24 protein-coding genes are annotated in these 20,473 nt (G+C 51.9%); 16 read left to right on the top strand and 8 right to left on the bottom strand.

Going from position 1 to position 20,473, the window contains the following annotated elements; all coding sequences use genetic code 11:
* Window positions 1-137 precede the first annotated feature (137 nt).
* The 3 genes from NNL35_RS25070 to NNL35_RS25065 all read right to left on the bottom strand — a co-directional run bounded on the left by NNL35_RS25070 (window position 138) and on the right by NNL35_RS25065 (window position 2,103).
* On the bottom strand, window positions 138-1,262 hold the full coding sequence (locus NNL35_RS25070) for a DUF4091 domain-containing protein (RefSeq protein ID WP_338111508.1): 1,125 nt from the start codon (window positions 1,260-1,262) through the stop codon (window positions 138-140).
* Window positions 1,263-1,390: 128 nt separating this feature from the next.
* On the bottom strand, window positions 1,391-1,810 hold the full coding sequence (locus NNL35_RS30560; RefSeq protein ID WP_337999286.1) for a hypothetical protein: 420 nt from the start codon (window positions 1,808-1,810) through the stop codon (window positions 1,391-1,393).
* Window positions 1,811-1,854: 44 nt separating this feature from the next.
* Window positions 1,855-2,103: a hypothetical protein gene (locus NNL35_RS25065; protein ID WP_254553831.1), complete on the bottom strand. Its 249-nt coding sequence runs from the start codon at window positions 2,101-2,103 to the stop codon at window positions 1,855-1,857.
* A gap of 82 nt (window positions 2,104-2,185) precedes the next feature.
* Here NNL35_RS25065 and NNL35_RS25060 point away from each other — a divergent pair, with 82 nt between their 5' ends.
* Window positions 2,186-2,554: a DUF423 domain-containing protein gene (locus NNL35_RS25060; RefSeq protein ID WP_006674989.1), complete on the top strand. Its 369-nt coding sequence runs from the start codon at window positions 2,186-2,188 to the stop codon at window positions 2,552-2,554.
* A gap of 47 nt (window positions 2,555-2,601) precedes the next feature.
* Window positions 2,602-4,533 (top strand): putative bifunctional diguanylate cyclase/phosphodiesterase, encoded by a 1,932-nt coding sequence (locus NNL35_RS25055; RefSeq protein WP_254553830.1) that lies wholly within the window; start codon window positions 2,602-2,604, stop codon window positions 4,531-4,533.
* Between the two features lie 67 nt (window positions 4,534-4,600).
* Here the strand turns inward: NNL35_RS25055 and NNL35_RS25050 are convergent, their stop codons facing one another.
* A complete protein-coding gene (locus NNL35_RS25050) occupies window positions 4,601-5,239 on the bottom strand; it encodes a hypothetical protein (RefSeq protein ID WP_420832865.1) in 639 nt (212 codons plus the stop codon).
* Window positions 5,240-5,444: 205 nt separating this feature from the next.
* Between NNL35_RS25050 and NNL35_RS25045 the strand changes: the two genes are divergently transcribed.
* Entirely contained in the window at window positions 5,445-5,747 is a 303-nt protein-coding gene (locus tag NNL35_RS25045) for a YunC family protein (protein WP_254553828.1), read from the top strand.
* A gap of 129 nt (window positions 5,748-5,876) precedes the next feature.
* Here the strand turns inward: NNL35_RS25045 and mtnK are convergent, their stop codons facing one another.
* On the bottom strand, window positions 5,877-7,136 hold the full coding sequence (mtnK, locus tag NNL35_RS25040; protein ID WP_254553827.1) for an S-methyl-5-thioribose kinase: 1,260 nt from the start codon (window positions 7,134-7,136) through the stop codon (window positions 5,877-5,879).
* 323 nt (window positions 7,137-7,459) lie between these two features.
* On the opposite strand from mtnK, the gene NNL35_RS25035 reads away from it, so the two are divergent.
* From NNL35_RS25035 to sufB, 6 genes are all read left to right on the top strand, one after another.
* Window positions 7,460-7,930, top strand: coding sequence for a Dps family protein (locus tag NNL35_RS25035; protein WP_006674984.1), 471 nt, complete (start codon window positions 7,460-7,462; stop codon window positions 7,928-7,930).
* A 615-nt stretch (window positions 7,931-8,545) separates the two neighbouring features.
* The gene (gene sufC / locus NNL35_RS25030; protein ID WP_006674983.1) at window positions 8,546-9,328 is read left to right on the top strand and encodes a Fe-S cluster assembly ATPase SufC; all 783 of its coding nucleotides are present in this window, start codon (window positions 8,546-8,548) and stop codon (window positions 9,326-9,328) included.
* Between the two features lie 42 nt (window positions 9,329-9,370).
* Window positions 9,371-10,678: a Fe-S cluster assembly protein SufD gene (gene sufD / locus NNL35_RS25025; RefSeq protein ID WP_254553826.1), complete on the top strand. Its 1,308-nt coding sequence runs from the start codon at window positions 9,371-9,373 to the stop codon at window positions 10,676-10,678.
* The gene (locus NNL35_RS25020) at window positions 10,675-11,901 is read left to right on the top strand and encodes a cysteine desulfurase (RefSeq protein WP_254553825.1); all 1,227 of its coding nucleotides are present in this window, start codon (window positions 10,675-10,677) and stop codon (window positions 11,899-11,901) included. The genes sufD and NNL35_RS25020 overlap by 4 nt, the downstream gene beginning before the upstream one ends.
* On the top strand, window positions 11,888-12,313 hold the full coding sequence (sufU, locus tag NNL35_RS25015; RefSeq protein ID WP_006674980.1) for a Fe-S cluster assembly sulfur transfer protein SufU: 426 nt from the start codon (window positions 11,888-11,890) through the stop codon (window positions 12,311-12,313). Before NNL35_RS25020 ends, sufU begins: the two co-directional genes overlap by 14 nt.
* A gap of 44 nt (window positions 12,314-12,357) precedes the next feature.
* Entirely contained in the window at window positions 12,358-13,755 is a 1,398-nt protein-coding gene (sufB, locus tag NNL35_RS25010; RefSeq protein WP_111154113.1) for a Fe-S cluster assembly protein SufB, read from the top strand.
* A 62-nt stretch (window positions 13,756-13,817) separates the two neighbouring features.
* Here sufB and NNL35_RS25005 read toward each other — a convergent pair whose 3' ends face one another.
* The 3 genes from NNL35_RS25005 to NNL35_RS30755 all read right to left on the bottom strand — a co-directional run bounded on the left by NNL35_RS25005 (window position 13,818) and on the right by NNL35_RS30755 (window position 16,218).
* A complete protein-coding gene (locus NNL35_RS25005) occupies window positions 13,818-14,969 on the bottom strand; it encodes a site-specific integrase (protein WP_006674978.1) in 1,152 nt (383 codons plus the stop codon).
* Window positions 14,970-15,050: 81 nt separating this feature from the next.
* A complete protein-coding gene (locus NNL35_RS25000; protein WP_006674977.1) occupies window positions 15,051-15,512 on the bottom strand; it encodes an ImmA/IrrE family metallo-endopeptidase in 462 nt (153 codons plus the stop codon).
* 4 nt (window positions 15,513-15,516) lie between these two features.
* A complete protein-coding gene (locus NNL35_RS30755; protein ID WP_006674976.1) occupies window positions 15,517-16,218 on the bottom strand; it encodes a helix-turn-helix domain-containing protein in 702 nt (233 codons plus the stop codon).
* Window positions 16,219-16,482: 264 nt separating this feature from the next.
* On the opposite strand from NNL35_RS30755, the gene NNL35_RS24985 reads away from it, so the two are divergent.
* The 7 genes from NNL35_RS24985 to NNL35_RS24960 all read left to right on the top strand — a co-directional run bounded on the left by NNL35_RS24985 (window position 16,483) and on the right by NNL35_RS24960 (window position 20,434).
* Window positions 16,483-16,680 carry a helix-turn-helix domain-containing protein gene (locus NNL35_RS24985; RefSeq protein WP_006674975.1) on the top strand — a complete coding sequence of 66 codons (198 nt, stop codon included), beginning with the start codon at window positions 16,483-16,485 and terminating at the stop codon, window positions 16,678-16,680.
* Window positions 16,677-17,414, top strand: a complete 738-nt coding sequence (locus tag NNL35_RS24980; protein ID WP_006674974.1) for a phage antirepressor Ant — start codon at window positions 16,677-16,679, stop codon at window positions 17,412-17,414. Before NNL35_RS24985 ends, NNL35_RS24980 begins: the two co-directional genes overlap by 4 nt.
* Window positions 17,415-17,416: 2 nt before the next feature.
* A complete protein-coding gene (locus NNL35_RS24975) occupies window positions 17,417-17,686 on the top strand; it encodes a group-specific protein (RefSeq protein ID WP_040729846.1) in 270 nt (89 codons plus the stop codon).
* Window positions 17,687-17,702: 16 nt separating this feature from the next.
* Complete coding sequence (locus tag NNL35_RS30465; protein WP_276540142.1) at window positions 17,703-17,831, top strand: hypothetical protein; 129 nt, start codon at window positions 17,703-17,705, stop codon at window positions 17,829-17,831.
* Window positions 17,832-18,149: 318 nt separating this feature from the next.
* Entirely contained in the window at window positions 18,150-18,545 is a 396-nt protein-coding gene (locus tag NNL35_RS24970; RefSeq protein ID WP_006674972.1) for a hypothetical protein, read from the top strand.
* The gene (locus NNL35_RS24965) at window positions 18,542-19,741 is read left to right on the top strand and encodes a DUF2800 domain-containing protein (RefSeq protein WP_006674971.1); all 1,200 of its coding nucleotides are present in this window, start codon (window positions 18,542-18,544) and stop codon (window positions 19,739-19,741) included. Before NNL35_RS24970 ends, NNL35_RS24965 begins: the two co-directional genes overlap by 4 nt.
* A gap of 96 nt (window positions 19,742-19,837) precedes the next feature.
* Window positions 19,838-20,434, top strand: a complete 597-nt coding sequence (locus NNL35_RS24960) for a DUF2815 family protein (protein WP_040729844.1) — start codon at window positions 19,838-19,840, stop codon at window positions 20,432-20,434.
* Window positions 20,435-20,473 lie beyond the last annotated feature (39 nt).

Genomic DNA, 20,473 nt, shown 5'->3' with positions numbered 1-20,473 from the left:
TCTGCTCGCCGTAGAACCGGTCATGTCTTCGCCGCAGACTGGCCATGCCCTCCGAAGACGGGACCATGTTTCCGCGGCAAACGGTATCATGCCTTACCGCAGGCTGGTCATGTCTTCGCTGCGGCACGGACGTGCCGTTATGATGGAGCGGACAGCTTGCCGCAAGCCGCTTCCCGAATCCGTTCATTCACCAGCATCCGCTTGTTCAGCAGCCAGTCGGCGCTGTGCGGATAGGTGCGGAAGGTGAGCGGTTCATCCAAATCTTCTTCGATGAGTGCGATGACCGCCTCCCGGCCGATATAGGATTCAAGAAGCTGCAGCGCGCGCAGATCCTGCAGCGCCTCCCGCAGCACATCGAGCCGGATCGATTCGAGCGGCCCCTCCGCGCCGGGATAGACGAGGAAGGCGTCGCCTGACGGGAAGGCGTACGACGCGTCCGTCGTGCGGAACGGATCGATCGGCTTCCGCGAATATTGCGAATAGTAGAAATTATATCCCCAATGGAGGAAGCCGTCGGCCTGGAATTTGTACAGCTGCCAGCCGAGAATGCGGTTGCGCGCTGAAGGCATCGAGAAGAAGCGGTTCGACACCTCCCGGTACTGGGAGCAGCAGTAATAGGTCCAGAGCGGCTTCACCCCGTTCTCGATGAACGGCTCGATATGATCGTTGGCCGGAACCGGCACCTGGACGAGCCCGCTCTGATAGAAATCATAATCGGATAAGGCGTCCATCACCGGGAACTCCGCCAGCAGATCGGATACGGCTTCCACCGCGTTGCGGTAAGAGTCCATCTGCTCGACGCGCGGTTCGTCCGAGATATGGAAATGAGCCCGGTCCGCGATTTCGTTCGCCTTCATCCAGGCAACCAGCTCCGGCAGGAACTGGCGCAGGAACGCGCGGTACTCGGGACCGGATGCGTCCGTCTCCCATCCGAAGATGCGCTGCGGCTCGCCGTCCACGGCCGCGATAATCTTCGGCGCATGCTTCGCGCCCCACTGGGTGAACAGATGGGACATCTCGAAATATTCGACGCCCTCCTCCAGGCAGAGCTTCACCCAGCGTTCCAGGCGCGCGAAGCCGAAGGCATAGCGATCGCCTGTCTTGGCGACGTCAACGAGCTGGACGGTCGGACGCTCCCCTCCGACGTCGGTATCCAGCGGAGGCGTGAACAGCGGCGTCAGGATCATATTGATGCCGTGCCGGACGGCGGTCCGGATGAACCTCCGAATCAGCTCCCAATGCGCTTCGCTGAACACGTCCACGCCGTAGCAGGTCGCGATGCCGTCGCTGTGGAACCATTCGGTATGCTTGAGCTGCTGCTTGGGCAGGGCGGCCGGCAGGACGACGAGCGTGAACGTCTCCTGAGCGAGCAGGCCGCCGCCGCTGGTGGTCAGACTGACCGTGATCGGATGCTCGCCCGCGCTCCACCGTTCATCGACTTCGGCTGTAATCCAGAGCGCCCGCCATTGTCCGGGACAGATGACGATGCCCTCCCGGGGGTCTGCGGGTGCCAGCAGATCGGATAGAGGCCGGGGGCGGAGCGGAGCAGATTGCCGTCATGGTGCGCATAGATGGGCAGTTCGGACGGAACCAGCTCGACTTTATGAACCGTAATCGCCTCCGCCACGCCGCCCCGTACCGATATGGCCGCTTCCTTCAACAGTTCTTCTCCGCGGTAGGCAAGCTGGAAGTGCAGGGCTTCCCCCTGCAGGACGGTTGCGGTTCGGAAGTCGGGAGCCTGCAGCGGCTCGTCGGCAAAAACTTTGACTAAGGAGCTGATGATGCGGGTGTCCAGCACGTGATTCGCCATTTTTCATATGCCACCTTTACATGGAAGAGTATCTTTCAGTTAATTCATATGATAACGCTTTCTATAACTTCTCCATGCAGCCCCGTTTTCCTGTGAATATCTTTTTTTTCTAAATATATCCCGATACCGGCCACGCGACGGCGATAGAACAAGATGATCGCGAAAGGCCAGTCCTCGGCAGGCTCCGTCATTTTTCCGCAATTCGTCATCCCTAAAGTGTGCGGCCCGCGTCTCAAGCCTTGTCGATTGTTGATATATATCCACCCGTTCATAAAGACATCCTTCGATTTCATTGTGGAAAAAGGCGGCGGATTCAGATAAGATAGAATCGTAAAATAGTATAGATCACCAAATGATCCATAAAGGAGTGGCAACATGCTGCGACGCTACGCAATAATAGGAAGCCTGAATATGTTGTTGTCCGTTGCGCTGGGGGCGTTTGGTGCGCATATTATGCAGGCAAGACTGACACCGGAGCGGATGGCGACCTATGAGACGGCGGTTCAATATCATATGGCGCATGCGCTTGGATTGATTCTGATTGCAATCCTGGCGGATAAGCTGGCGGACCAGAAGAAGGTGCAGTGGTCGGCCCGCCTCCTGTTGACGGGAATGATCATCTTCTCGGGAAGCTTGTATCTGCTATGCTTCACCGGATTCTCCATGCTGGGTGCGATTACGCCGATTGGAGGCGTCGCCTTCCTTATCGGCTGGCTCATGCTAGCCTTGGCAGCGCGAAGATAGCATTAAGCAGACGGGTAGAGACTAGGGGCCGGAAGGAAGAGTACAAGGTGAATAATCAGATAGAAGAACCGAGGGTGGAACCGCGAAGAACGTCGCTGTTCGGCGTTACATCGTTATTGGCGGCCATAACGTGCATCGGTGGCGCGGTTGTCTTTTTGCTGTCGGAGGGCGTTCTCCGAATCGGTATCGGGATCCTATGGGGAGCCGCCGTGGCGTACATCACGCTATCCGAATGGCGGGCGAAGCCGCTTCGGCGGGAGGCAATCCGCCAGACTCGGTGTATACTTGACAACAGAGCACCGGCCGGTTCGGAGTGGGCATACTTGGTTAATCATGTGCCTGTTCCGATTTTTTTTATAGAGAGGGATGGCGCGGTTAAGGGTGTGAATCATTCGTTCCGCGGCGTAACGGGCTACGAAGAAGAGATGCCGGCGCTGTCCGAGGTGATGGATGAGTGCTCCAAGCGGAAATTGCTGGACACGATGATGAATCTCGAACCGGGGGGCGAGAAGGAGCTTGCGCTTGCCGGGTTCCATAAGGAGGGCTTCCGTCAGGATTGGATTGCCCGGGTTGTCCGTCTGGCCGATGGGGTCTGCCCCCAGGCGGCCCGGCCGATCTATTCGGTCTGCCTGCAGGATCCGAGTCCGGACCGCCATATGGCGGAGCGGATCCGGTACATGTCCTATTATGATGATATGACCGGGCTGCCGAACCGGCGCATGTTCATGCAGCGGTTGGAGGAAGCCATCGGGATGGCCGTCAATGAGAGCTTCTCGATAGCCGTTCTATACATGGACCTCGACCGGTTTAAGCGGATTAATGATACATTCGGCACGGATTTCGGCGATATGCTGCTGATGCAGATTGCCGAGCGGCTGCTGCGGACGATGACAGATAATGACGTGGTCGCCCGGATGGAAGGCGATGAATTCGCCTGCTTTTTCACGTTCGTGGAATCGGAGGCCGAAGTGCATAAGCGGATCATGCAATGGCTGTCCGTCCTGGAAGAGCCGTTCTGCTTGAACGATGTCCCGGTTCATGTGACGATGAGCATCGGCATTGCGATGGTCGACAACCCGGGCTCGATAGACGGGGCTCAGGCGATGAAGCAAGCGGATCTGGCGCTGTCGCGCGTGAAGGAACAGGGGAAGAACGGCTTCCTCTTCTATGTGCCGGAGATGAATGATCGGCCGCTGGAACGGCTGACGCTGGAAAATGACATGCGGCGGGGGCTGAAGGAAGAGGAATTCGAGCTGTATTATCAGCCGCAGTTCGATATGAATACGGAGCGCATCGTCGGCATGGAAGCATTGGTCCGTTGGAATCATCCCGTGCGCGGAATGATCTCGCCGGGGGAATTTATTCCGATCGCGGAGGAGAACGGCTTCATTGTCGCCCTTGGCACATGGGTGCTTGAAGAAGCCTGCCGGCAAAATAAAGAATGGCAGCAGAAGGGCTTTCCGCCGATACCGGTATCGGTCAATCTGTCCGTTCGCCAGTTCGAAATGGACAACCTGTCGGAGACGGTGGAGGAGGTATTGGCCAAGACCGGATTGGATCCGGCCTACCTCGATCTGGAGATTACGGAGAGCATGACCATGGACGTGCCCAGAGCATCTCCCGTGCTGCAGCAGTTGAAGGATATGGGGGTAGCCATCAGCATTGACGATTTCGGCACCGGCTACAGCTCGCTCCATTATCTCAAAAATTTCCCGATACATCGCCTGAAGATCGACCGCTCGTTCGTCCGCGATCTGCAGCAGGATCCGAATGATGCGGCGATTGTGTCGGCGATTATCGCCCTGGGGCACAATATGAATATGCAGGTCATTGCCGAAGGGGTAGAGACGGAGGAGCAGCTCCACTTCCTGCAGAAGCATAACTGCGACGAAATTCAGGGGTTCTATTTCAGCCCGCCGCTGTCCTGCCAGCGGTTCGAGCAGTTGTTCCGCGAACATTGCGAGACATACATAGGATAGGCTTGCCATACAACAGCCGCCATGCGAAGTCGTTGGGACTTGCGTGGCGGCTGTTCTCGTAACTGCATTAATTATGGGCATCCATCGATTCGATTTCGAACAGTTGGTAGGCATAGACATTTTTTTCATCGACATGGTACACATTCAGCAGCTGATTGACGGGGTCATAATTCAGAATCCGGCAAGGAATGCTCAACATTTTTCCTTTTCCTTTGTTGACGGTAAGCCGTACGAGGGAATTTTGCTCGATGTAGCGCTTGATCTGAAGCTCTGTCAAAACCAGTCTCATTCGCGTGGCGGAAGGAGCTTGTCCGTTCTTCTCCGGACAGTCGGCGCTTCCCGCGATGTGAAGCTCTTGTTCCGAAGACTCGCTATTCGTCTTGTTGGAATTCGGGACCGGCGTCGGACGGGATTCTGGGACAATCGGGTGCACGGCCGCCGTTCCGGTCTTCTTCTCCCCTCCGGTATCCGACAAGGCGGGGCTCTGGTTTCTTCCTCGAGTCGCGGTTGGCTTGCCAAATGGAGTCGCATCCATGTTGTTCTGCTGCATGGCTTCCATCAGATTCAACAAGGATCCCATTTCCACACCGGATTGGATCCGGAGATCGAGCACGTCCGGTGAAGCATGAAGCAGGTGGAGCAGCTTCTCCAACGTTGCCGCATTGGATTCGCCTTTGACCAGGATGTCCACATTAAATTTGTACACGTTAGATGTTGATGTTATGGGATACAGCATGTTGATTCCTCCAACCTGGACAATTAGCCTAGATGAACCCATTATAATACGGGACAAAAATCATAGCATAGTCCATAAGTACTATTATTGGGAAAAAGATTTTCATTTTCCTATGGATACCTTCCGGGGCGGGATGCATAAGATGGTATCATCTTGGGCGGAAGGGGAATTCAGAATGATGCAGATAGTGCCAATGGCTATGGACGGCATGACCGTTCTAGGCATTGAAGTGAAGCTTCCGAAGACGACGCTGCTCGCGATTACGACAGAGGAAGGATATATTATGTGCGGGGCGCTCGATGTCGGGCTGTTGAATGAGAAGCTGAAGGATCGCCGCATTGTTGCGGGGCGTGCCGTCGGGGTGCGCACGCTGGAACAGCTGCTGGAAGCGCCGCTCGAGTCGGTGACCGTCGAGGCGGAGAACCGGGGCATTCATGTTGGCATGACGGGGAGAGAAGCGCTCGCGCGGATGGTGTAGGCCGGAGCGGCAATCTCCCGTCGGAGCACGCACATACCGAAGGCGAAAAGCAAGCTGCTTTTCGCCTTCGCGCATAATCATCATCATAGGCAAGAATAGAACAGACAAGCGTCCTCAGATGTCCCTATATTAGGAACGGTTATGGGCGTACTCGTCCTCGATGGCCGACCCGGCTGCCGCGATAGCTTCCCGAATGGAGCGGACAGACTGGTTGGACAGGATGAATGTCTTGCCGATGCTCAGCGCCATCCGTTGCGCCCGCAGCCGGATCGCATCATCCTCAATGCGGTCAATATCGGCGACATGCGAGAGGCCGACAATCCGGCGAATGATTTTGCAGCCGGCATAACCGACCGCATCCTGCAAAATTCGTTCCATATAAAGATCCTGATATCCAGGGGTAAATGACAGCCGATCGATGCCGTGTTCGTTCCACAGCGAGCGGAAGCGGGACTCGAACCCGGTCCAGACTGCTTCAGCCGTTGCCAGCAAATAGTCACGGTGCTGCTTCCGGGCCCCTTCATCCGTACTCCAATATTCATGCCCGGCCGCATTGAGCAGCAGATTGGCCAGGACCGCGCCGATGTCGAAGCCGATCGGGCCATAATAGGCGAATTCCGGGTCGATTACTTTGGTCGAGTCCGGCGTGACGAAGATGCTTCCCGTATGAAGATCGCCATGCAGCAGAGCCTGGGCCTGGGTCAGGAACTTCTCCCGCAGCAGCATCACTTCGAGATGAAGGGCCTGATCCTCCTGAAGCTTGCGGTGATCCTCGCGCAGCGCTTCTTCGCAATTATTGTTCGGTGAATCGGTATAAGGATCGTCGAAGATCAGATCCTCGGTTATTTTGCACAGCTCGGGGTTGGAGAACGAAGCCGCGATTCGCTTTTTCTCCTGCTGATTGCAGCCCAGATCAGAGGTGAAGAACAGCGTATGAGCCATGAATTCCGCAATATGTTCAGCGAACAGCGGATACGTAGCCGACTGCATCAGCCCGTGGCGCATAATCGTATGATCGCTCAGATCTTCCATCACGGTGAGCGCCAGCTCCGGATCGTACGCATAGACCTTCGGAACGAGGTGAGGGACGAGCCTTCCTTGAGCCAGCAGGGCTTCGCTTTCGATTCGGGCCCGATCCAAAGTGAGCGGCCACGATTCTCCCACCACTTTTGCATACGGGAGCGCCTGCTTGATAATAATACGTCGGGGGGGAGTCGCAACATCGGTTCTCTCCGGAACGCCGGATACCCGAAACACCAAATTCAAATTGCCATCGCCGATTTCCTCGCAATGAAGAGGCAGATCGGGCGGGAACAGTCCTTCGATCCCGTGCGCCAGAGCCACGGCATCCTCCAGGCCCAAAGGACGGTAAGCTGTGTGATAAGTCATCGTAGACAGGCACCTCCCGGTAATAAAATGAACATGAACAATCTTCCATAATATGAGGTTGTGCAAAAACGCACTCCAAGACTGTTGCGATTTAGTATATCGGATTTTTTTACCTATGGAAACTTTAAATTTGGAGGATGAGCAGGGCAAGGCCGAGGGATTCAAAAGCGCCGGCAAAGGGTACTTATTGGATAAGGGATGCGAGGCTCCGGGACGGTAAAAAAAGATGTAAAATTTCCGTCAAGGGGTTGAAATTAACTCATTCTTATATTAGAATTATTATCAACAAGGAATAAATCAAAATATCAGGAGGCGTTTTACTTATGTCGAACCAAAAATTGCAGCAGATGTTGAATCAGCAAGTAGCCAACTTGAATCTGATGTATGTGAAGCTTCATAACTACCATTGGTTTGTAAAAGGCGATTTGTTCTTCACGCTTCATGAGAAGTTCGAAGAATTCTATAATGAGATTACGGAGAAAATGGATGAAGTGGCGGAAAGATTGCTTACGATCGGCGGCAAGCCTTACGCTACGCTGAAGGAGTATGCGGCGAACGCGACGATTCCGGAAGCGCGCGGCAACGAGACGGCCGAAGAGATGGTCAAGCAATTGATCGATGATTTCAATCAATTGATTACCGAATTCGGAGAAGCGTTGAAGGAAGCCGACCGCGTCGGAGACAATGTGACCAACGATATGTTCATTGGCATGCAGGGCGATCTGGAGAAGCATATCTGGATGCTGAGCTCCTACTTGGGCAATGCCTCCAAAGCCGTCCATCAGATGGCGTAAGCCGGGAGCGAGTTCCGGGACAGCTGTCTGCTTAAGAATAAGAATAGCTTGAAGATGAAGCATCCTTTGCCACATGGTGACGGATGCTTCTTCGTGCTTCAAGTATACTGATGCGAGATTATGTCAATAGTGATATTGATTATCATTATCAGATGATGCTATAATGGTTTTGTTTCCTAGGTAAACAATCTTGGCCGGCAGAGTCATTTTTGCCTCATCTGCCGAAGGCCGCACCTGCTTCTTGTGCATAAATATTTTCGGTTTGCCGAAAATGGATAGTCAATGATGTCTTCCTATCCCAATCGGTTACGGGGAACGGTTGTTCCTTTCATGGAGTTCCCGCAGGGCTGAGCTGGGGGACGGAGAAGGATGCAAGGTTTGAATGGACAGAAGGGAGAACAGATTAGCTATGTTGGCTTCTTCCTCAGGCAGGTTGGGGGCGGCTTGTCTTTTGCAAGGTTGCTTTCTATATTCCAATGTACTAATATTATGTTGAGAATCATTGATAATCACTTTATAATGATTACTATGTAAGAAAGGCTCTAGGGGAAGATTAATCTTTAATTTAAAGTATACATCTTTTTAACAAATCCATCAATCTGGAGGTTACGACACATGGCAACAGAATTCGTCATTAATGGTTTGAAAGCGACCATTGAAGGTAAAGAGATCCTGAAAGGCATCAGCCTCTCGATGAAGGGCGGGGAAGTGCACGCCATCATGGGGCCGAACGGAACAGGGAAGAGTACGCTGGCATCCGCTCTGATGGGCCACCCTAAATATGAAGTAACCGAAGGCAGCGCGACACTTGACGGCGAAGAAGTGCTTGAAATGGATGTCGATGAGCGCGCACGCGCGGGGCTGTTCCTTGCGATGCAATATCCGAGCGAGATTGCCGGCGTTACGAATTCCGATTTCCTGCGCAGCGCCATCAACGCGCGCCGCGGGGAAGGCAACGAGATCTCCCTCATCAAGTTCATCCGCCAGATGGAATCGAAGATGAAGGAATTGGAGATGAATGAAGAGTTCGCTCATCGTTATTTGAATGAAGGCTTCTCCGGCGGGGAGAAGAAGCGCAACGAGATTCTTCAAATGATGATGCTCGATCCGAAGATCGTCGTCCTTGACGAGATCGACTCCGGTCTGGATATCGACGCGTTGAAAATCGTGGCGAACGGCGTGAATGCTATGCGCAGCGAAGAGCGGGGCTTCTTGATTATTACTCACTATCAACGGTTGCTGAACTACGTCAAGCCTGACTTCGTTCACGTCATGATGCAGGGCCGTATTGTCAAATCCGGCGGACCTGAGCTGGCAGAGCGGCTTGAAGCAGAAGGCTACGACTGGATTAAGGAAGAGCTTGGCATCGCCGATGAGACGGTTGGACAAGACGCCTAACGACATTCAGCAATTCGATTGACAGGAGGAGCGATGGAACCGATGAGCACGCAAATAACTTTACCAGTGAACCGGGATGCGGTAGCCAACCTTTCCGCCCGCAATAATGAACCGGCATGGTTGACCGAGTTCCGGCTGCAGGCCTTGGATAAGGCGGCAACACTGGATAACCCGATATTTGAAAAAACGAAAATCGACCGCTGGAATCTGGAGGCATACGGCCAGTATGCCGAAGGTGCGGCGGCTGGCAGCTTCGCAGCCCTCCCGGAAGGCGCGCGCGCCGTATTCGGCGAAGGAGCGGATCCGGAAAATGTGCTGGTGCAGCATAATTCCGCAGTCGTGTACAGCAAGCTGAACGCCGAGCTGGCTGCCAAAGGCGTCATTTTCACGGATCTGCATACGGCGGCCCGCGAGCATGAAGAGCTCGTGAAGCCGCATCTGATGCAAGCCGTTAAGGCTGAAGAGCACCGCATTGCGGCGCTGCATGCCGCGCTGTGGAACGGCGGCGTATTCCTGTACGTGCCCCGAAATGTAGAAGTGGACATACCGGTGCAAGCTTTGTTCTATACCGATGATTCCAAGGCTACGTTCGCGCCGCATATCTTGATTGTGGCGGATGTGAACAGCCGGGTGAACTATGTTGATAATTACGTGTCCGGCCCGTTGAGCGAACCGGTCATGCACAACGGCGTGGTTGAAGTATTCGTCAAGCCGGGAGCGAAGGTGACCTACGCTTCGATTCACCATCTGGGCGAAGCGACAACCGATATTTCGTTCCGCCGCGCCATCGTAGAGAATGACGGCCGTATCGAATGGGTCGTCGGCGAGATGAACAATGGCAATGGAGCTTCCGATACATGCTCGATTCTGAACGGCAACGGCTCCACCTCCGATGCGAAAGTGATCTGCGTCGGGAACGGAGAGCAGAAGCTCAACATTACGACGAAGGCCGTCCATATCGGCCTCAGTTCCGAGAGCGATATGATCACCCGCGCCGTGATGCGTGAATCCGCCTCTTCCATCATCAACGGAATTACGAAGATCGAGAAGGGCGCTTCCAAAGCGAACGGACAGCAGACCGAACGCGTGCTTATGCTGAGCCCGAAAGCCCGCGGCGACGCTAACCCGATTCTTCTTATCGATGAGGATGACGTCAAGGCAGGACACGCCGCGTCCGCCGGGCAAGTGAATCCGGAGCAAGTCTATTACTTGATGTCCCGCGGCGTATCCAAGGAGGAAGCGGAGAACCTGATTATTCGCGGGTTCCTGGCTCCGGTCGTGGCCGAACTGCCGAACGAGCATCTGCAGGAGCTGCTGCGCCGCTACATCGAAAGGAAGTTAGGACAATGATAGGGCGCGAGCTTCGTAAGCAGTTTCCGATACTGAATCAGGAGATTAACGGTCACCCTCTCGTCTATTTGGACAATGCGGCTACTTCGCAGAAGCCGACAGCGGTTATCCGTGCTATTCAGGATTATTACGAACGGGACAATGCGAACGTCCACCGCGGCGTGCATACGCTCGGTTCCCGGGCAACGGATGCTTATGAAGGAGCGCGCGAGACAGTAGCCCGGTTCATTCATGCCCGGTATCCGGAAGAGATTGTGTTCACCCGCGGCACGACGACGGCGTTGAATCTAGTTGCCTCTTCATATGCCCGCTCCGTGTGCAAGGAAGGCGACGAGATCGTCCTGACGCCAATGGAGCACCACAGCAATCTCATTCCGTGGCAGCAGGTTGCGAAGGCAACCGGCGCTACGTTGAAATATATTCCTCTGCAAGAGGATGGAACGATTGACCTGGCGGACGTGGAGCAGACCGTGACAGATCGGACGAAGATCGTCACGGTCACGTATGCCTCGAACGTGCTGGGCGTTATCAATCCGGTGAAGGACATCGCGGCCATCGCGCATCGTCACGGCGCCGTGATGGTGGTCGACGGGGCGCAGAGCACGCCGCATATGCGGATTGACGTTCAGGACTTGGATTGCGATTTCTACACGCTGTCCGGGCATAAAATGTGCGGTCCGACAGGGATTGGAGCATTGTACGGCAAGAAAGAGCTGCTGAACAAGATGGAACCTGTCGAGTTCGGCGGCGAAATGATTGACCATGTTGACTTGTACGAGTCGACATGGAAAGAGATTCCGTGGCGCTTCGAGGGCGGCACGCCGATCATTGCCGGAGCCGTCGGCCTGGCCGCGGCAATTACGTTCCTCGAAGAGGTCGGCATGGACGCCATTGCCGCTCATGAGCATGAGCTGGCCCAATATGCGGTCGAACAGCTCTCCGCGATTGAAGGGATTACGATTTACGGTCCGAAGAAGAACCGGATCGGTCTCGTTACCTTCAATCTGGATGATGTTCATCCGCATGATGTGGCGACCGTTCTCGATGCAAAGGGAATTGCCATTCGCGCCGGCCACCATTGCTGCCAGCCGCTGATGCGCTGGCTGAAGGCAAGCGCGACGGCGCGAGCAAGCTTCTATCTGTATAATACGGAAGAAGACATCGACCGTCTGGCAGAAGCCTTGCGGGCAACAAAGGAGTATTTCAGCGATGCAATTGGATGATTTGTACCGGCGCGTCATCATGGATCATTACAAAAAGCCGCGCAACCGCGGTACGTTCGATTCCGATGCGGTAACGATCGAATTGAACAATCCGACATGCGGCGACCGTATTTCCTTGCAGCTCATGGTAGAGGATAATAAAGTCGTCGATGCCCGTTTTACCGGAGAGGGCTGCTCGATCAGCATGTCGAGCGCCTCGATGATGACCGACGCGGTCAAGGGCAGAACGTTGGAAGAAGCGATTGAGATGGCTGAACGATTCTCCTCCATGGTGAAAGGCGAGAACGTGACATTCGACGAGTATGAAGATATTGAAGCACTGTCTGGCGTATGCAAATTCCCGGCGCGGATCAAATGTGCGACGCTGGCCTGGAACGCGCTGCGCAAAGGGATTGAAGAGCCGACGAAATAACGGCGAGAATGTACGTGGATAACGTACGGAGGAGGTAATGCACCATGGCGAAAGAAATGCCAGAACTTGAGGAATATAAATATGGCTTTCGCGATAATCACCAATCCATTTTCCAATCCGGCAAAGGATTGACTCCGGAAATCGTTCGGGAAATCTCGAAGATTAAAGATGAACCGGAATGGATGCTCGATTTCCGCTTGAAGTCGCTGAAGCAATTTGAGAAGATGCCGCTTCCCCGTTGGGGCGGCGACCTGGATGAGTTGGACTTCGACGATATTCAATATTATGTTCGTCCTTCCGAGAAGCAAGGCAAGACGTGGGAGGAAGTGCCGGCGGAGATTAAGGAGACGTTCGATAAGCTGGGAATTCCGGAAGCGGAGCAGAAGTTCCTGGCCGGCGTATCCGCGCAGTATGAATCGGAAGTCGTCTACCACAGCATGCAAAAGGATCTCGAAGAGCAAGGCGTTATCTTCATGGATACCGACTCGGCTTTGCGCGAGCATCCGGAAATTTTCAAGGAGCACTTCGGCACGGTCGTTCCTCCGGCGGACAACAAGTTCGCTGCGTTGAACAGCGCGGTATGGTCCGGTGGCAGCTTCATCTATGTACCGAAGGGAGTCAAATGCGAAATCCCGCTGCAGGCGTATTTCCGCATCAACTCTGAGAACATGGGGCAATTCGAGCGCACGCTCATCATCGCCGACGAAGACAGCTTCGTGCACTATGTAGAAGGCTGCACGGCTCCTATCTACAGCACGAACTCGCTGCATAGCGCGGTCGTTGAGATTATTGTGAAGAAGAATGCCCGCGTTCGCTATACGACGATTCAGAACTGGGCACCGAATATTTACAACCTGGTTACAAAGCGTGCGGTATGCGAAGAGAACGCGAACATGGAATGGGTGGATGGCAACATCGGCTCCAAGCTGACGATGAAGTACCCTGCCGTTATTTTGAAGGGACGCGGAGCCAAAGGCTCGGTATTGTCCATCGCGGTAGCGGGCAAAGGGCAGCACCAGGATGCAGGCGCCAAAATGCTGCATCTGGCGCCAGACACGACATCGACGATTGTATCCAAGTCGATCTCGAAGCACGGCGGCAAAGTAACGTATCGCGGCATCGCGTCCTTCGGCCGGAATTCCGAAGGCTCCAAGGCCAATGTCAAATGCGACACCCTCATCATGGATAATCAATCCACGTCCGATACGATTCCGTATAACGAAGTCATGAATGACAACATTCAATTGGAGCATGAGGCGACCGTATCCAAAGTGTCGGAGGATCAACTGTTCTATCTGATGAGCCGCGGATTGACGGAAGACGAAGCGACCCAAATGATCGTCATGGGCTTCATTGAGCCGTTCACGAAGGAATTGCCGATGGAATATGCGGTAGAGATGAACCGTCTCATTAAGTTGGAAATGGAAGGCAGTATCGGGTAACCTTTATGCTACGCGGTATTTAGAGTAATTGGGGCGCACTTGCCCATGTTTTGCCCACGCATTTATCTCGCAAGATAACGGGCATACAGGTCAAGTGCGTCTTTTTCTATTTTCTTGGTCACGTGTAAATACCTTTCGGTTGTCTTGATTGAGGAGTGACCGAGGCGCTCCGCGACGTATTTTATCGTTGCTCCAGCTTCCAACAGATGCACGGCGTGGGAATGCCGGAGAGCATGGGGAGAGAGTAACGGCAAGCCTACGCGCTTGCAAACTTCCTTCATATACTCACGAACTACGTTTATTCTCAGCCACCGGCCATCTTCTTGATGAAAAACGAGATCCCTGTCAGACTTTTTAAAGTTAGGGTACATCAATATGGTTTCGGCCATGTTCACGCGATGTTTCTTCATCAGTTCGACAGTTCCGTCATCAATTTTGATTGTTCGATTACTTTTCTTCGTTTTTGGAGTAGTCACTCGTGGATCGGAGTTAAGCGGATATGTCAAGGTTTTCGAGACGGATACCGTTCCGGCTTTCAAATCAAAATCATCCCAAGTTAAAGCCAGAGCTTCGCCGATCCGCAAACCGGTTCTGGAGATCAACCCGAACAAGGCTTGATATTTTCTCATATGCCCGTATTTGCTTTTTGCGATGGGTACACATGCCGCGAGGAATTTATCTAACTCTTTGACGGTAAAATATTTAATCTTATCCTTGTCCTCGGATTCGTCTTTTGTTACCTTGATTTTCTTGATCGGGTTTTCGCGTAGGATCCCGAAGTCATGAACTGCATTATCAATCGCGCAGGACAAAATGCTGACAATCCTCCTTGTGGTCCCTTCGCTATAGTGGTCCCTTAATTCGTTAACCCATTTTTGAACTTCAACACGAGTGATCTCTTTAAGTTGATAATTGCCCCATCGCGGGATTATGTTTAAGCGAACATTTCGTTCCTGAAGGAGATATGTGTTGATTTTCACTGCAGGCTTTTTAAATACTTCGAGCCATTGTTCCATGTACTCTTTCACATTTTGATCCCCATTTTCGGCGAACCCGAATTGATCGATTTTCAATTCTTCCTTTGCCGCTGCGAGTTGAGCCTTTTTCTTGGTAAGGAATCCCCCCTTCGTTTTCTCCCTTCGTTTCCCAGTACGGCGATCGGTGTAAGTTATTCGGTACTCCCAAGTTTCGCCGCGTTTTCTGAAAGATGCCATTGTAACTATTCTCCTTTCTCGGAACGTGCGTTCGGTTTTATATGTATGTTAAACAGCCTTACGGCTGAGAAAGCGCGAAGGTTACTCGAAAAATTCTATGACGCCTAGTGGTTCAAAGCAGACGGTGTACTTACCAACGGGGACACATAATCCATATTTTTCTTGATACCGCTTTAAGACCGACTCAAGAAACTCCTCAGTCACATTGAGGTATTCGGCGAGCTCAAAGCGATTACGGACCCCTAGTCGGTGGGCTTGTACAATGGTGTTTAGTGGGACGAGCCTTTCATATGCCCAGCTACGTGCCCGCTGCTCTTGTTTTCGGTTGCGTACATCCGATTGATCCAATATGTTACCGGCCGATGTATGGTAATGCCCTAACTCCTCGGCAAGGATGCAAGTTTTTTCTGTTATTCGAGAGAGACGGCGGTTTATGCAAATAGCATTCCTGTGGTACAGACCCTTTAACCCACCTTTTAGGGGGAGTTCGTACACGTCAACCCCTTGTTGTTCCGCCTCTCTCAGTAGCAACTCATATGCCATGACATCACTCCTGCTTGTCTTTTGCTCTCTTCATGCGGATAAATTCTTTGAATCGCTCAATTTCTTCGAGCTCTTCCTCTGTCCATTCTTCTCCGTCGTGGTGGGCAGCGATGGTATGGATGTCGTTATTTATATCCTCCTCATAGCTTGGCTCTGACATTGCGTCTCTTAACTCAGCTTTTCTGAATTTTGCATAAGCTATCGCCATTTTGGTTTCAGACATGCCCTGCTCTTGGTAATGATGCAGTAATTCTAGAGGTACATCCGTTAGTAAATCGCCACTTATTTCTTTTAGGTCGTACCCCGCCGCTTTAAAAAGTGATTCGGCATCAACTAACCAGTCGTTGTCGTTGCTGATTGCGATATTCAAAACGATATCAATGGTAGGCTGCGTGTACTCGATACCCGAACAAAGCCTATTTAAATAATACTCATCTATGCCTGTATCTAAGGAAAACTCTTTTATAGATCTTTTATACCTAACCAAGTTAATAAGTGAAGTGAACTCGCCTTTATTGAACCCGTAAAGCAAGTAATCAGCAGAGACACCAAAGTATTCAGCCACTTTCTGTACTTTATCAATTGAAGGGGAATTTTTATCCCAATTACGGATAGTTCCTCTACCAAGCCCAATCTCCCTTTCTAATCCAATCAGGGTAGTGTTTTTACTACCACATAATTCTTGAATACGTCTTACTAAAGACATAACTCAAACTCCTTTACATCAAAGTCTTAAATTTAGCACTTATATATTGACAGGTAGGAAATATAGCACTATACTATTGTCAACAGCTTAATCTAAGGCGAAAAAGGCAACAAAAAACCAGAGGGTTCATAACCCACTTTTAAAAAATCGTCCCCCAACGATTATTATTTGGTTATGCCTTTTTCACAATGGTAGTACATTTGCGACTTGATGTCAACAATTAAGCTGTTATTTTTACAAACTTTTACAAGGAGGTTAGGAAAAATGCCGCACTACACTGAGTTCGGAGCAGAAGCCAGAAAAATCATGCTTCAAAAGGACATCAAGATGGTTCACATCGCAAGGGAGTTAGGTATTTCCTGTACGTATGTCTCGGAAATCTTCAAAGGCACGAGGAAAGGAAAGAAGTATAAGCCGGCAATCGCAAAAATGCTCGGCATGGAAAGCGAGCTAAATCAATGAACGATTTGATTCCAACGCAATCGAATGAGCAGGGTAATCTGCTTGTGAGTGGTCGCGATCTTCATGAGTTTTTAGAGGTTAAAACTCGCTATAACGATTGGATTGTACGCATGATTGAATACGGATTTACTGAAAGCATCGACTTCGTAACTGTTACTCAAAAAAGAGTAACAGCTCAAGGCAATGAATCAACCTACATTGACCACCACATCAAAATCGAGATGGCCAAGGAAATATCCATGATTCAGCGCAATGAGAAGGGGAAGCAAGCCCGGCAGTATTTCCTTGAGCTGGAGCGTAGATGGAACAGTCCGGAAATGGTCATTAAGCGGGCTCACGAGTACCTCGAAAGAAAGGTAGCAGCCTTGACGACTGATAACCTCGTACTTACACAGCAGGTCCATGAGTTGCAGCCGAAAGCTTCCTATTATGACATGGTACTGCAAAACAAATCTTTATTGTCAGTATCTAAAATCGCTAAGGATTACGGCTTGAGTGCTAGAGCTCTCAATCAGAAATTATATGAGCTTGGCGTTCAATACAAGCAAGGCGACATCTGGCTGCTCTACGCGAAATACCAGGATAAAGGTTACACGCAGACAACTACACATGTCATCGACGCTGATAAATCGCGTGTAAGCACTAAATGGACCCAAAAAGGACGGCTTTTCATCTACGACCTACTTAAACAAGAAGGGATCCTCCCAATAATAGAAAGGGAGGCCGCGTCATGAGCCTGGTAACGGTTCAAGTTGATGAATCTCATGTTAAAGAAATGTGTCGTGAAAAAATCGAAGCGTTTCTCAAGGAAGTAGACGGTGAGTATGTATTCTGGGACTCGGCGGAGTTACAGCGGCGAACGTGTATGAGCTGGAACTTCATTCAGGATACCTTCTTCTTCGACTCCCGTTTCCCAAAAAGGAAGGTGAGAACAAAATGGCTGTTTCCGGCAAGGGAAACACGGAGTTTCCTGGAGCAGTGGCTGAAGGAACAACCAACGATGTAAGGGAGGACGAAGCCATATGAATATTCCTGACGAGCTGCTGGACCGCCTGGCTACTCGGTATATTCAGTCCGGAATCGATGCGGATTGGCTCCCGTTTGTGACCTGGGCGACCATCGAGGCCGAGAAGATGGGCTTCAAATTTTGACGATGAACTGGCTGGGTTTTAAGGCTTTCTGCAAGATGCAGAAACCCTCATCCTTACCTGTGATTCTGATAAGGAGGTGAGTGGACATGTCGAGAAAGCAACGCCTTCGTAGTCTGGGTAACTTGCTACAGCTGCGGGATACAACACAATGCAGCCGGGCTCGAGAGATGTACCGCCAGCAATACCGACGGGCTAAAGACAGTCTAGAAAATGAAAAACAGCTCCAAGCGGGGTAGGAGCCGCGCGGAGCTACAAAGAAAACACATTTTTCACCGCCATTGTATCACACTTCATCATTTTATCATAGGAGGACTTATCATGCCTGTACAAATCACGATCAACGGCGCCGATGCTGCCGAATCCATTCAGGAGCTTTCTGTCTTAGCTGCAGCTATCTCGGGGCAAAAGGTATCCACCTTCGAAGCTGCCCCGGTCCAGGAGGAGAAACCTAAACGCCAGCGCACCGCAAAAGCGGAGGCGGCGAAGAAGCAGGAGGAACCAGAAAAGCCAGATGTCACCGAGGAGGAAGGTAGCGACGGGGGAGAAGACATTCCTACTGTGGAGGAGCTGCGAGAGGTCGCTGCTGCTAAGGGCAAGACGGTAGAAGGGAAGAAAGCCGTAAAGGCTCTGCTTGACGAGTTTGGCAGTAAGAACATTACCGCAGTACAAGAAGAGCAGCGGGCGGCGTTCCTGGCACGATTAAAAGCACTATGACACAGCCGGCGCATGCTGAACGTGATCACGCCTTACTCGGAGGATCAGGGGCTGAACGGTGGATCAACTGCCCGCCGAGTGCCCGGCTTTGTGAGCACATAGAAGATAAGCGCAGCGAGTACGCAGACGAGGGGACAGCGGCGCATGAGCTTGCTGAGTTGAAGCTGAGCCGTAGCATAAAACCGTGCAATTCCAAACGTCGAGCCGAATTGGAAGCAGGATTGCAGTTTTTTATAGCGGTTAACCAATATTACAATGCAGAAATGGAGAACGCTGTCCAGGAATATGTTGACTTTGTCGAAGAACGCTTTTTGGAGGCAAAGGCCCGATCTTCGGATGCCATCGTTTCACTTGAGGAGCGCCTGGATTTTACAAAGTGGGTACCGGAGGGTTACGGCACTGGTGACGTGGTCCTGATATCGGACGACGTGCTTGAAATAATTGATCTGAAATACGGGAAAGGCCAACAGGTCAGCGCGGTCGGTAATCCGCAGATACGGCTATATGCCCTTGGCGCCTGGTCTGCTTACAACTGGATGTTTGATATTCAAGAGGTCCGCATGACCATTGTGCAGCCGCGTCTGGATAGTGTCAGCACGGACACTATGCCAATCGATGGCCTGCTGGAATGGGCGGAGACTGTGGTCAAGCCTGCTGCGGCGCTGGCCTACGCCGGCGAGGGGGGATTTAAGGCAGGCAGCCACTGCCGCTGGTGCAAGGTGAAAGGGAACTGCCGAGCCCGTGCTGATGAGAACATGAAGGCGTTGGTTTACGAGTTTCAGGATCCGGCATTGCTTTCTAATGAAGAAATCGGATCGATTCTTTTTGTTGCCGAGCAGTTGCAAGCGTGGGCGAAGGATGTCGCTGACTATGCCTTCGAACAGGCGAAAGTTGGGAAGCGGATCCCGCAATGGAAGCTTGTTGAAGGCCGGAGCAATAGGGTCATTTCTGACAAAGACGTAGCTTGGAAGACTCTTGAAGAGGCGAACTTGGAGCCGGACAAATATCTCAAACCGCGGGAGCTTCGCGGCATCGGCGAGCTGGAGAAACGGATCGGCAAGAAAGAGCTGGCAAAGCTCCTGGACGAACTGATTATTAAGCCGCCCGGTAAACCAGTGCTTGTTCCGGAGACGGACCCACGCGCGGAGTTGAACAGCTTGGAAGATGAGTTTGCCGACGTGGGGTTTGAGGTGTAGCTAATGGGTGAAATAGCGGATTACCACGTGGACATGATGACTTCAGGCAAATGGCCTGTAGCAACTTTCAAATCAATGAAAAGGGGAAATGTGCAAATGACAATTGATAACCAATCAACAAAGGTAATTACGGGCAAGGTACGTCTGAGCTATGCGAATGTTTGGGAACCGCAATCTGTTGACGGGGGAGACCCGAAATATAGCGTTTCGATTTTGATCCCAAAAGATGATAAGGAGACATTGCGCAAAATTAAGGCTGCCACCGACCTGCTGAAAGAGCAGGCAAAAGCGAAGTATAACGGGAAACTTCCGGCTAAATTCCATACACCGCTTCGGGATGGGGATGAGGAACGCCCGGATGACGAGGCTTATGCTGGCCATTATTTCTTCAACGCATCTAGCAAGAACAAACCGGGTATTGCCAAGCCGATCGGGAAAGGCTCCGATGGAAAAACGAAGTTTCAGGAGATTACTGACACAACAGAGGTTTATAGCGGCTGCTACGCTAAGGTGTCTGTCAACTTCTATCTTTTCGACACGAAAGGGAATAAGGGTATCGCTGCTGGCTTGAACAACATCGTGAAAGTGCAGGATGGTGACTTCCTGGGCGGCCGTAGCAGCGTAAATGATGACTTTGGCGATGAGGATTTCGACATCGATGACGTTGACGACGACGAGGATTTTTTAGGCTAGTGCATTTTTAGGGGATTCAGTAATGGATCCCCTTTCCTA

Origin of the sequence: Paenibacillus dendritiformis (genome assembly GCF_945605565.1) — a bacterium.
GTDB classification, from domain to species: Bacteria; Bacillota; Bacilli; order Paenibacillales; family Paenibacillaceae; genus Paenibacillus_B; species Paenibacillus_B dendritiformis_A.
The sequence above is the reverse complement of the archived record's forward strand: the minus strand, read 5'-3'. Positions and strand labels throughout refer to the sequence as shown.

Bases quoted from the DNA above. Each gene is read 5' to 3' on its own strand.
- NNL35_RS30560 (WP_337999286.1), bottom strand. From the start codon at position 1,810: ATGGCGAATCACGTGCTGGACACCCGCATCATCAGCTCCTTAGTCAAA.
- NNL35_RS25065 (WP_254553831.1), bottom strand. From the start codon at position 2,103: ATGAAATCGAAGGATGTCTTTATGAACGGGTGGATATATATCAACAAT.
- NNL35_RS25060 (WP_006674989.1), top strand. From the start codon at position 2,186: ATGCTGCGACGCTACGCAATAATAGGAAGCCTGAATATGTTGTTGTCC.
- NNL35_RS25045 (WP_254553828.1), top strand. From the start codon at position 5,445: ATGATGCAGATAGTGCCAATGGCTATGGACGGCATGACCGTTCTAGGC.
- mtnK (WP_254553827.1), bottom strand. From the start codon at position 7,136: ATGACTTATCACACAGCTTACCGTCCTTTGGGCCTGGAGGATGCCGTG.
- NNL35_RS25035 (WP_006674984.1), top strand. From the start codon at position 7,460: ATGTCGAACCAAAAATTGCAGCAGATGTTGAATCAGCAAGTAGCCAAC.
- sufC (WP_006674983.1), top strand. From the start codon at position 8,546: ATGGCAACAGAATTCGTCATTAATGGTTTGAAAGCGACCATTGAAGGT.
- sufD (WP_254553826.1), top strand. From the start codon at position 9,371: ATGAGCACGCAAATAACTTTACCAGTGAACCGGGATGCGGTAGCCAAC.
- NNL35_RS25020 (WP_254553825.1), top strand. From the start codon at position 10,675: ATGATAGGGCGCGAGCTTCGTAAGCAGTTTCCGATACTGAATCAGGAG.
- sufU (WP_006674980.1), top strand. From the start codon at position 11,888: ATGCAATTGGATGATTTGTACCGGCGCGTCATCATGGATCATTACAAA.
- sufB (WP_111154113.1), top strand. From the start codon at position 12,358: ATGGCGAAAGAAATGCCAGAACTTGAGGAATATAAATATGGCTTTCGC.
- NNL35_RS25005 (WP_006674978.1), bottom strand. From the start codon at position 14,969: ATGGCATCTTTCAGAAAACGCGGCGAAACTTGGGAGTACCGAATAACT.
- NNL35_RS25000 (WP_006674977.1), bottom strand. From the start codon at position 15,512: ATGGCATATGAGTTGCTACTGAGAGAGGCGGAACAACAAGGGGTTGAC.
- NNL35_RS30755 (WP_006674976.1), bottom strand. From the start codon at position 16,218: ATGTCTTTAGTAAGACGTATTCAAGAATTATGTGGTAGTAAAAACACT.
- NNL35_RS24985 (WP_006674975.1), top strand. From the start codon at position 16,483: ATGCCGCACTACACTGAGTTCGGAGCAGAAGCCAGAAAAATCATGCTT.
- NNL35_RS24980 (WP_006674974.1), top strand. From the start codon at position 16,677: ATGAACGATTTGATTCCAACGCAATCGAATGAGCAGGGTAATCTGCTT.
- NNL35_RS30465 (WP_276540142.1), top strand. From the start codon at position 17,703: ATGAATATTCCTGACGAGCTGCTGGACCGCCTGGCTACTCGGTATATT.
- NNL35_RS24970 (WP_006674972.1), top strand. From the start codon at position 18,150: ATGCCTGTACAAATCACGATCAACGGCGCCGATGCTGCCGAATCCATT.
- NNL35_RS24965 (WP_006674971.1), top strand. From the start codon at position 18,542: ATGACACAGCCGGCGCATGCTGAACGTGATCACGCCTTACTCGGAGGA.
- NNL35_RS24960 (WP_040729844.1), top strand. From the start codon at position 19,838: ATGACAATTGATAACCAATCAACAAAGGTAATTACGGGCAAGGTACGT.